Raw genomic sequence first — 9,384 nt, 5'->3', positions numbered from 1 at the left:
TCTTGCGTCATCTGCGCGAGGTGAAGAACCGGCTGAACCTGATCGCGGCGTCGTGCATACGGTCGAGGGCCGGGGTGACATCGTCGCCGTCTTGCCTGCCGCCCATGGGTCCCGGATCACGGCCGGGACACGCGGTTTCTGTTTGGCGTATAGCCGTGCCACCCGAACAGCCTCGTGCCCTGGACTTGATCCAGGGCCCATTCGGCGAGTGCGACGGTCGCCGGCCATTGCATCGATTCCCTCGGGCGAACGCACCGCGAGAGCCACGCTCCATGCGAAGCTGGTCGCGCGGGTGCCGCTTGAAGTCCCGATGCGGTGATCCGTGCGGATCCGGTACAAGCGGCTGACGAGGGCTTGGAAGAGTCTGTGTTATTCCTGCGGTGTCATGCCCGGACTCGTTGCTGGCATCCATGAACACCCCGGGCGTATGGTGGCCATGGATTGCCAGGACAGGCCCGGCAATGACAGCCGGCAATGACAGTAGGAGTGTCGACGCCGGCGCGGTCTGCCCGCGAGTCAAAAACAGGGGTGATCCATGCCGACCTGGTCAGCCTCGCAGTATCTGAAGTTCGAGGACGAGCGCACGCGCCCGGCGGCGGAGCTGGTCGCGCGGGTGCCGCTTGAGGCGCCGGGGCGAATCGTCGACATCGGTTGCGGGCCGGGCAATTCGACCGAACTGCTCGTCCGGCGCTGGCCGGCGGCGGCGGTCGCCGGGTTCGACACCGCCGACACCATGCTGGAGGCGGCGCGCAAGCGGCTGCCGGAGACCGAATTCTTCAAGGCCGACGCGGCGCGCTGGATGCCGGACGCCGATGCCGACCTGATCTACTCGAACGCCACGTTCCAGTGGGTGCCGGACCATCTCGACGTGCTCGTCAGGCTGTTCGGTGCGCTGAAGCCCGGCGGCGTGCTGGCGGTGCAGATGCCCGACAACCTGGGCGAGCCGAGCCACGTGGCGATGGACGCGGCGGCGGGCGCGGGGCCGTGGGCCGGAAAGCTCGCCTCGGCCGGCCTCGCCCGCGATCCGCTGCCGGCGAAGCCCGTCTACTACGACCGGCTGGCGCCCATGTCGCGGAGCTTCGATATCTGGCACACGATCTACACCCATCCGCAGGCCGGCCCCGAGGGCATCGTCGAATGGCTGAAGGGCACCGGCCTGCGGCCCTATCTCGACCCGCTCGACGCGGCGGAGCGCGCGGGCTATCTCGACGCCTATACGGCGCGGATCGCCAATGCCTATCCGGCGCGCGCCGACGGCAAGGTGCTGCTGTGGTTCCCGCGGCTGTTCATCGTCGCGGTGAAGGCCTAGCGGACGGCTCTCTTCCGGCCGATGCCCGTCGGCTCAGTCGCGCGAAGTCGGGACGCCGGCTGCCAGGATACGCGGTCGTGGCCCCATCAGGGCGATCCCCGCTTTCGCGGGGGTGAGCGGTTTGGGGCCGCGGGGGATGAGCGGTCCGGGGCAGCGGGGGCCGGGTCGCCTAGCGCGCGGTGGCGGCGGTTTCCTCGAACAGGTTCAGGCTGGCGACGAGATCGCTGAAGCGTTCGCCCTGGACGACCACATGCGCCTTGAGCAGCGCCTCGGCGCGGTCCGGGTCGCCGGACAGGATCGCCTCGACGATCGCCTCGTGCTCGGCCAGGGACGTCTTCATGCGGTCGTGCACGCGAAGCTGCAGGCGGCGATAGGGCTTCAGCCGCCTGTGCAGGCGGCGGGCCTCCTCGGCGAGGAAGCCGTTGCCGCAGGCCGCGTAGATCGCATAGTGGAACTGCTCGTTCTCGTAATAGTAGGCATCGGTGTCGCCGCCGGAGGCGGCCTCGGCGCAGGCTTTGCCGGCGTCGGCAAGGTCGGCGCGCTGGCGGTCGGTGATGCGGCGGGCGGCGAGGCGGCCGCACATGCCTTCCAGCTCCGCCATGACCTCGAACATCTCGAACAGGCGGCCGGCGCCGATCCGCGCGACCACCGCGCCGCGGCGGGGCCTGTGCTCGACGAGGCCGGACCCGGCCAGCTCCAGCAGCGCCTCGCGGATCGGCGTGCGCGACACGCCGAACCGTTCGGCCAGCGCGGTTTCGTCCAGCCGGGTGCCGGGCGCCAGAGCGCCGGTGGCGATGTCCTGCTCGAGCGTGTCGCGCAGACGGGAGGCGGTTCGTTCACTCATTCCGTCAGCGTACAAGGATTGATCGATTGTATACAACAAAGTTGACGCGCCACTTATTCCATGATGCGCTGGGGGAAATACAAAGCGAAACAAACCAAGGGAGGACTACAGGCATGAGCAAGATGCTGAAGAGCGGTGTGGCCGCGATCGGGCTGGCGATCGCGCTGACGGGTGGCGCCGGCGCCGCCGAAAAGACGCTGAAGGCCTCGCATCAGTGGCCGGGCGGCAAGGGCGACGTGCGCGACGAGATGGTGCAGATCATCGCCCGCGAGATCGGCAACGCCGGTGTCGGGCTGGAGGTGCAGGTCTATCCGGGCGCCTCGCTGTTCAAGCCACGCGACCAGTGGGGCGCGCTGTCGAAGGGGCAGCTCGATATCGCCGCCTTCCCGCTCGACTACGCGTCCGGCCGCGTGCCGCAGTTTTCGGCGACGCTGATGCCGGGTCTGGTGCGCAACCATGACCGCGCCAAGCGGATGAACGATTCCGATTTCATGGCCGACATCAAGGCGCTGATCGAGGAAAACGACGTGGTCGTCGTTTCCGACGCCTGGCTCGCAGGCGCCTTCGCCTCGAAGCAGAACTGCATCACCAATCCCGAGTCCATCAAGGGCCAGGTGACGCGCGCCGCCGGCCCGGCCTTCGAGCAGATGCTGGCCGACGCCGGGGCCTCGATCGCCTCCATGCCGTCCTCCGAGATCTACTCGGCGATGCAGACCGGCGTGCTCGACGCCACCAATACCTCGTCCGGCTCGTTCGTGTCGTACCGGCTCTACGAGCAGGTGAAGTGCCTGACCGCGCCGGGCGCCAACGCGCTGTGGTTCATGTACGAGCCGATCCTGATGTCGAAGAAGACCTGGGAAGGGCTCAGCAAGGAGCAGCAGGACGCCGTGATGGCCGCCGGCCAGAAGGCCGAGGACTACTTCTTCGAGGAAGCCAAGAAGATCGACCAGAAGATGATCGACACGTTCAAGGAGAACGGCGTCGAGGTGGTCGAGATGTCGGGCGACGACTACAATGCGTGGCTCGAGGTCGCCAAGAAGTCGTCCTATGCGAACTTCGAAAAGGACGTTCCCGGCGGCAAGGAGCTGATCGAGAAGGCGCTCGCCGTCGAGTAAGTCCGTCGGTTCGCGGCGGCGCCGGAGGGACACGCCCGGCGCCGTCCGCTTCCCTGTAGCGTGGGGCCCGGTCCGGGGGGAGCGTAAGCCATGCAGACCTATATCCGCGTCGTGAGCTCCGTCTCCCGCGCGTTCGGCATTTTCTCGATGCTGTTGCTCGCCGCCGCCGTGCTGGTCGTCTCGCAGATGATCTTCGTGCGCTACGTCCTCAACGGCTCCACCATCTGGCAGACGGAGTTCGTGATCTACTCGATCATCGCCGCGACGCTGCTCGGCTCGCCCGCCGTGCTGATCGATCGCGGCCATGTCGGCGTGGACCTGCTGCCGGAGGCGATGCACGGCCGCGGCCGGCTGGTGCTGCAAATCATCGCCGGCGTTGCCAGCCTGGTGTTCTGCGCCGTGCTTGCGTGGTCGGGCTGGATCTATTTCCACGAGGCCCTGACGCGCGGCTGGAAGACGGCGACGGTCTGGGCGCTGCCGCTGTGGATCCCGCTGCTGCCGATGCCCGTCGGCATCGGCCTGTTGTGCCTGCAATATGTCGCCGAGCTGATGAAGCTCACCAATCCCGGACTGGGCGAGAGGCCGGCATGACGACGCTCACCATGGGACTTATGGTACTGGGCGTGCTCCTCGGCCTGCTGGCGACCGGGATGCCGATCGCCTTCGCGCTCGGTTTCGTCTCGATCGGCGCGCTGATCCTGACCGACGGCTTCGGCGCGCTCGGCATTATCGGCGAGACCTTCTTCGGCGGGCTCGACAGCTTCGCGCTGGTGTCGATCCCGATGTTCATCCTGATGGGATCGGCGGTCGCCTCGAGCCCCGCCGGCAAGGACCTCTACATCGCGCTGGACCGCTGGCTGAACCGGGTGCCCGGCGGGCTGGTGCTGTCCAATCTCGGCGCCTGTTCCATCTTCGCCGCGCTGTCGGGGTCGTCGCCGGCGACCTGCGCGGCCATCGGCAAGATGGGCATCCCGGAGATGGTGAACCGGGGCTATCCCAAATCGATCGCGGCGGGCTCGATCGCCGCCGGCGGCACCCTCGGCATCCTGATCCCGCCGTCGGTGACGATGATCGTCTACGGTATCGCCACGGAGACGTCGATCGGCCGGCTGTTCATCGCCGGGCTGCTGCCGGGCCTGCTGCTGACCGTGCTGTTCATGACCTGGACGCTGATCTCCTGCCGGCTCGCGGGCTACAGCTTCGAGCAGATGGCGCAGCGCTTCACCTTCAAGGAGCGCTTCCAGGCGCTGCCGCGGGTGCTGCCGTTCCTGCTGATCATCGCCGGAATCCTCTATGTCCTCTACGGCGGCGTCGCCACGCCGTCGGAGGCCGCCGGTGCCGGCGCGCTGTTCTGCATCGTCCTGGTCATCGTCATCTACCGGATCTTCAGGCCCGGCCCGCTGATCGAGGTTTTCCGCTCCTCGCTCAAGGAATCGGTGATGATCATGATGATCATCGGCGCCTCGGAGCTGTTCGCCTTCACGCTGTCGTCGATGTTTATCACCCAGTCGATCGCCGGCTGGATCGGCGACCTGGACGTGAACCGCTGGGTGCTGATGGCGCTGATCAACGTGTTCCTGCTGGTCGCCGGCTTCTTCCTGCCGCCGGTCGCGGTGATCCTGATGACGGCGCCGATCCTGCTGCCGATCATCACGCAGGCCGGGTTCGACCCCTACTGGTTCGCGGTGATCCTGACGATCAACATGGAAATCGGCCTGATCACGCCGCCGGTGGGGCTGAATCTCTACGTCATCAACGGGATCGCGCCGGACATCCCGCTGCAGACGATTCTGCGCGGTTCGCTGCCTTATGTGCTGTGCATGGTTGTCGGGATCGTCATCTTGTGCATCTTCCCCGAGATTGTCACCTGGCTGCCTACCGCGCTGATGGGGCCGGGGGGCTAGATGCCGATGCCTGCCAACCGAAGACCTGCCAACCAAAGAAAAGACGCCTGAACCATGACAACTTCGCTTTACGCCCGGCTCGCCGCGCGTTTTCCCGATCCCTCGAAGGTTTTCCTGGAGACGCACGACGGCCGCACGATCACCTATGGCGACCTCGACGCCGAGAGCGCGCGCATGGCCGGCGCGCTGATGAAGCTGGGCGTAAAGCCCGGCGACCGGGTGGCGGTGCAGGTGCGGAAATCGGCCGAGGCGCTGCTGCTCTATCTCGGCTGCCTGCGCGCCGGCGCGGTCTACCTGCCGCTCAACACCGCCTACACGCTGGCCGAGCTCGGCTACTTCATCGGCGATGCCGAACCGACCGTCGTCGTCTGCGATCCGGCCGTGCGCGAGGCGGTGGCCGCGCTGCCCGAGGCGAAGGGTGTCGCCGCGGTCGAGACGCTGGACAGCGCGGGGCGGGGCACGATGGCCGACAAGGCGGCGGGCCAGTTGGACACGTTCGCCGACGTCGACCGTGCCGGCGACGACCTCGCCGCGATCCTCTACACCTCGGGCACGACCGGGCGCTCCAAGGGCGCCATGCTGACCCAGGACAACCTGGCCTCCAACGCCGAGGTGCTGGTCGACGCCTGGCGCTTCACCGCCGACGACGTGCTGATCCACGCGCTGCCGATCTATCACACCCACGGGCTGTTCGTGGCCACCAACACGCTGCTGATGGCCGGCGGCACGATGCTGTTCCTGCCGAAGTTCGACGCCGACACGGTGCTGGCGCTGATGCCGCGGGCGACCGCGATGATGGGCGTGCCGACCTTCTACACGCGCCTCATCGACCATCCGGGGCTGACCCGCGAGGTCACGAAGACCATGCGGCTGTTCACCTCCGGATCGGCGCCGCTCCTGGCGGAGACGCACCGCGCCTTCGAGGAGCGCACCGGCCACCGCATTCTCGAGCGCTACGGCATGACCGAGACCAACATGAACACCTCGAACCCCTATGACGGGGAGCGACGCGCAGGCACGGTCGGCTTCCCGCTGCCGGGCGTGGACCTGCGCATCGTCGATCCGGACAGTGGGGCGGACTTGCCGCAGGGCGAGATCGGTATCATCGAGGTGAAGGGACCGAACGTCTTCAAGGGCTACTGGCGGATGCCGGAGAAGACGCAGGCGGAGTTCCGCCCCGACGGCTTCTTCATCACCGGCGACGTGGCGATGGTGGACGCCGACGGCTACGTCCACATCGTCGGCCGCGCCAAGGACCTGATCATCTCGGGCGGCTTCAACGTCTATCCCAAGGAAGTCGAGAGCGAGATCGACGCCATGGAGGGCGTCCTCGAATCCGCAGTCATCGGCCTGCCGCACCGCGATTTCGGCGAGGGCGTCACCGCCGTCGTCGTGCTGGAGAGCGGCGCCGTGATCGCCGAGGAGCACGTGCAGGCGCAGCTGAAGCAGCGGCTCGCCGCCTACAAGCTGCCCAAGCGGGTGTTCTTCGTCGACGCGCTGCCGCGCAACACCATGGGCAAGGTGCAGAAGAACGTCCTGCGCGATACCTACGCCAAGACCTACGAGGGCTAGGGGCGTCCGCTGGTTCTCGTGGAGGCGGGAAACGGGTTCGCCAAAGGCGAGCCTGATAAGCGGCAGGGCGATTCCCGCTTTCGCGGGAATGAGCGGAGCGCGAGGGGGCTATCCCCCCAGCGCCATCTCGCCGCGATCGAGCAGGATCGGGATGATCAGGTCCTCCTCGTCGTCGAGGTGGCGGTGGAGGCGCGTCAGGAAACCCGACAGCGTGTCCGACATCGCCTCGGCGGCGAAGCCGATGCGGTCGGGCGGGCCGGCGAGCGCCTGCGCGAGGCCGCCGCCGGCCTCCTGCAGCGCCAGCAGGCCGGCGTGGATCGCCTCATGGTCGTTCTCCAGGATGTCGAATCCGCGCGCGAGCCTCGGCTCGGTCCGGGTCAGCAGCGGGAAGTACTCGTGGTCCTCGATCATGTGATGACTTTCGAGCTGCTGGAGAAAGAACCGGATGCGCGGCAGGAACCACTGGCGGAACGCCTCGGCCGGGACGGTGCCGGCCTTGAGCTGGTCGGAGGCCGACAGCAGCGCGCCGTTAAGCTCGCGGAACATGTCATGGCGGCCGAGCCAGAACTTCGATAGCTCACCAAGATTGGGATGGGTCGGCCAGACCTCGCGCGGATAGCGCGCGATCAGCAGGCGCAGGTCGTCCGGCCAGCCGGTGCGGCGGTCCAGGTCCAGGGCAGCGTCAGGTCCGTCGGCGTCGGTCATGGGTGGCTATTGCTCGGGGTCCGCGGTTCGGTGAGCCCCACTATCTGGGACGCCGGATCCCGGACGCAAGCCGCCGCGACGTCACTCCGGCGTCACTCCGGCGTCACTCTGGCGTCACTGCGGCGTCGGCGCGGCCTTGTCGAACAGCTGGTAGGTCGTCGGATCGTCGGGGCACGGGCCGAGCTCGCATTCGGCGACGGTCGAGACCGTATTGCCCAGCGCGAGCAGCGCGAACAGGGCGAAAGCGGCGAGTGACAGGCCGGCGAGGCGGCGGGGCGCAGGTTCGGCTTCGGCTTCGAACTGGCCCTCGAAGAACAGCATGGCCGCCGATCCGAGGATGATCAGCGCGAACACCACGAAGGCCCAGGTGTAGAAGTGCAGGCCCAGGAAGGGATCGCCATAGCCGCCGGTGCCGGGCACGACGTGCAGGGCGATCTGGCGCAGGGCGACCGCCGCGCCGACGACCGCCGAGATGATCGCCATGGCGTAATGCGCCGGGCGCGGGCCGATGGCGACGTTCATGGCGATGCCGACACCGGCGATCACCATGCCGGCGCGCTGCAGCAGGCACAGGGGGCAGGGCAGGTCATGTTTCAGGAACTGATCGGCGAAGGCCATCAGCAGGGCGGCGGAGATCGCGAGCAGACCGAGCGCGTTCAGGGCGCGGGCAAGGGACGGGGTCATCGCGATGCCTCACAGATCGATGTTGATGGCGTCGGAAGCGTGCAGCCTGAACAGCACCAGCAACACCACGACGGAAAGCGCCCACAGGCCCGTAGCGGCGCCGCGCCAGCCCCGCCAGGCGGCCAGAAGCGCCAGAAAGGGAACAAGAAAGGGCAGGGCCATCATCGTCGGGTCTCCACACATCGTGTCGTCTGTTCGACGCGAATCGCGACGGACGTGGCGCAGCCTACAGGAAAGCTGCCGCCCGGGTAGCCGAAGCAACGCTCCTCTGCGATTTAGGCGATTGTGCCGGGCGGCGTTTCGTGGTTCTCCGTTGGAGATCGGAGGGCGCCCTGCAACATCTCATCGGAATCGGCTTTCGCATCGCGTCTGCGATGGTCCTCGTCGTCATGGCGGCGATGGTGAAATATCTCACCACCTCCGTTCCGATCGGCGAGCTCATGTTCGCGCGCAGCTTCTTCGCGCTGCCGCCGCTGGTGGTCTGGATGGCGTTCCGGCGCGAGTTCCCGTTTGCGCTCAAGACGCGCCGGTTCAAGGGCCACATGCTGCGCGGCGCGTTCGGGGCGGCCGCGATGGCCGGGTATTTCGTCGGCCTGAGCTATCTGCCGCTGCCGGACATGACCGCGATCTGGTTCGTGGCGCCGCTGCTGACGCTGGCGCTGGCCACCGTGATGCTCGGCGAGACGGTCGGGCTGTTGCGCTGGTCGGCCGTCGGGATCGGCTTCCTCGGCGTGATCCTGATCCTGTCGCCGCATCTCGGCAGCGGGCTCTCGGCCGCCGACGACGCGGCGATCGGGGCGGTGATCGGGTTCGCCGGGGCGGCGCTGACGGCGCTGGCGATGATCCAGGTGCGGCAACTGACGGGAACCGAGACGACGGCGGCGATCGTCTTCTACTTCAGCGTCACCGCCACGCTGTTCTCCCTGCTCACGCTGCCGTTCGGCTGGGTCGTTCCCGACGGCCGCACGGCGCTTCTGCTGGTGGCGATCGGGACCGTGGGCGGCGTCGGCCAGATCCTGCTCACGCTCGCCTATCGCTACGCCCCGGTCTCGGTGATCGCGCCGTTCGACTACACCGCGATGATCTGGTCGCTGCTGATCGGCTTCCTGGTGTTCGGCGAGGTGCCCTATCCGATCGTCCTGGTCGGCTCCGCGGTCGTCATCGGCGCCGGGCTGTTCGTCATCTGGCGCGAGCACCAGCTCGGCATCAAGCGGGAGCGCCAACGCAAGGCTGCACCGCCGCCGGTCTAGA

At 67.6% G+C, this 9,384-nt stretch carries 10 protein-coding genes; 6 read left to right on the top strand and 4 right to left on the bottom strand.

The window, feature by feature from the left end; translation table 11 throughout:
- The first annotated feature begins 535 nt into the window (after window positions 1-535).
- Entirely contained in the window at window positions 536-1,309 is a 774-nt protein-coding gene (gene tam / locus ACSF9G_RS02875; protein ID WP_436638104.1) for a trans-aconitate 2-methyltransferase, read from the top strand.
- 169 nt (window positions 1,310-1,478) lie between these two features.
- Here tam and ACSF9G_RS02870 read toward each other — a convergent pair whose 3' ends face one another.
- Entirely contained in the window at window positions 1,479-2,153 is a 675-nt protein-coding gene (locus tag ACSF9G_RS02870) for a GntR family transcriptional regulator (RefSeq protein WP_436638102.1), read from the bottom strand.
- Between the two features lie 113 nt (window positions 2,154-2,266).
- On the opposite strand from ACSF9G_RS02870, the gene dctP reads away from it, so the two are divergent.
- The 4 genes from dctP (at window position 2,267) to ACSF9G_RS02850 (ending at window position 6,744) form a co-directional block, all read left to right on the top strand.
- On the top strand, window positions 2,267-3,268 hold the full coding sequence (gene dctP, locus ACSF9G_RS02865) for a TRAP transporter substrate-binding protein DctP (protein WP_436638100.1): 1,002 nt from the start codon (window positions 2,267-2,269) through the stop codon (window positions 3,266-3,268).
- Window positions 3,269-3,358: 90 nt separating this feature from the next.
- Window positions 3,359-3,859, top strand: coding sequence for a TRAP transporter small permease subunit (locus tag ACSF9G_RS02860; RefSeq protein WP_436638098.1), 501 nt, complete (start codon window positions 3,359-3,361; stop codon window positions 3,857-3,859).
- Window positions 3,856-5,172 (top strand): TRAP transporter large permease, encoded by a 1,317-nt coding sequence (locus ACSF9G_RS02855; protein WP_436638096.1) that lies wholly within the window; start codon window positions 3,856-3,858, stop codon window positions 5,170-5,172. Before ACSF9G_RS02860 ends, ACSF9G_RS02855 begins: the two co-directional genes overlap by 4 nt.
- Window positions 5,173-5,226: 54 nt before the next feature.
- Window positions 5,227-6,744: a malonate--CoA ligase gene (locus ACSF9G_RS02850; RefSeq protein ID WP_436638094.1), complete on the top strand. Its 1,518-nt coding sequence runs from the start codon at window positions 5,227-5,229 to the stop codon at window positions 6,742-6,744.
- A 108-nt stretch (window positions 6,745-6,852) separates the two neighbouring features.
- Here ACSF9G_RS02850 and ACSF9G_RS02845 read toward each other — a convergent pair whose 3' ends face one another.
- From ACSF9G_RS02845 to ACSF9G_RS02835, 3 genes are all read right to left on the bottom strand, one after another.
- On the bottom strand, window positions 6,853-7,449 hold the full coding sequence (locus tag ACSF9G_RS02845; protein WP_436638092.1) for a hemerythrin domain-containing protein: 597 nt from the start codon (window positions 7,447-7,449) through the stop codon (window positions 6,853-6,855).
- 114 nt (window positions 7,450-7,563) lie between these two features.
- Window positions 7,564-8,133 (bottom strand): disulfide bond formation protein B, encoded by a 570-nt coding sequence (locus ACSF9G_RS02840; RefSeq protein WP_436638090.1) that lies wholly within the window; start codon window positions 8,131-8,133, stop codon window positions 7,564-7,566.
- Window positions 8,134-8,142: 9 nt separating this feature from the next.
- Window positions 8,143-8,298: a DUF5993 family protein gene (locus ACSF9G_RS02835; protein WP_261618481.1), complete on the bottom strand. Its 156-nt coding sequence runs from the start codon at window positions 8,296-8,298 to the stop codon at window positions 8,143-8,145.
- 137 nt (window positions 8,299-8,435) lie between these two features.
- Between ACSF9G_RS02835 and ACSF9G_RS02830 the strand changes: the two genes are divergently transcribed.
- Window positions 8,436-9,383 carry a DMT family transporter gene (locus ACSF9G_RS02830; RefSeq protein WP_436638088.1) on the top strand — a complete coding sequence of 316 codons (948 nt, stop codon included), beginning with the start codon at window positions 8,436-8,438 and terminating at the stop codon, window positions 9,381-9,383.
- The last annotated feature ends 1 nt before the right edge of the window (window position 9,384 follow it).

Source organism: Microbaculum mangrovi (assembly GCF_051390635.1).
Taxonomy (GTDB): domain Bacteria; phylum Pseudomonadota; class Alphaproteobacteria; order Rhizobiales; family Tepidamorphaceae; genus Microbaculum.
This window is presented reverse-complemented; position numbering and strand designations above follow the sequence as displayed.

Excerpts from the sequence above, each read along its gene's own strand:
- ACSF9G_RS02840 (WP_436638090.1), bottom strand. The coding sequence starts at position 8,133 with ATGACCCCGTCCCTTGCCCGCGCCCTGAACGCGCTCGGTCTGCTCGCG.
- ACSF9G_RS02845 (WP_436638092.1), bottom strand. The coding sequence starts at position 7,449 with ATGACCGACGCCGACGGACCTGACGCTGCCCTGGACCTGGACCGCCGC.
- ACSF9G_RS02850 (WP_436638094.1), top strand. The coding sequence starts at position 5,227 with ATGACAACTTCGCTTTACGCCCGGCTCGCCGCGCGTTTTCCCGATCCC.
- dctP (WP_436638100.1), top strand. The coding sequence starts at position 2,267 with ATGAGCAAGATGCTGAAGAGCGGTGTGGCCGCGATCGGGCTGGCGATC.
- ACSF9G_RS02860 (WP_436638098.1), top strand. The coding sequence starts at position 3,359 with ATGCAGACCTATATCCGCGTCGTGAGCTCCGTCTCCCGCGCGTTCGGC.
- ACSF9G_RS02870 (WP_436638102.1), bottom strand. The coding sequence starts at position 2,153 with ATGAGTGAACGAACCGCCTCCCGTCTGCGCGACACGCTCGAGCAGGAC.
- ACSF9G_RS02855 (WP_436638096.1), top strand. The coding sequence starts at position 3,856 with ATGACGACGCTCACCATGGGACTTATGGTACTGGGCGTGCTCCTCGGC.
- tam (WP_436638104.1), top strand. The coding sequence starts at position 536 with ATGCCGACCTGGTCAGCCTCGCAGTATCTGAAGTTCGAGGACGAGCGC.
- ACSF9G_RS02835 (WP_261618481.1), bottom strand. The coding sequence starts at position 8,298 with ATGATGGCCCTGCCCTTTCTTGTTCCCTTTCTGGCGCTTCTGGCCGCC.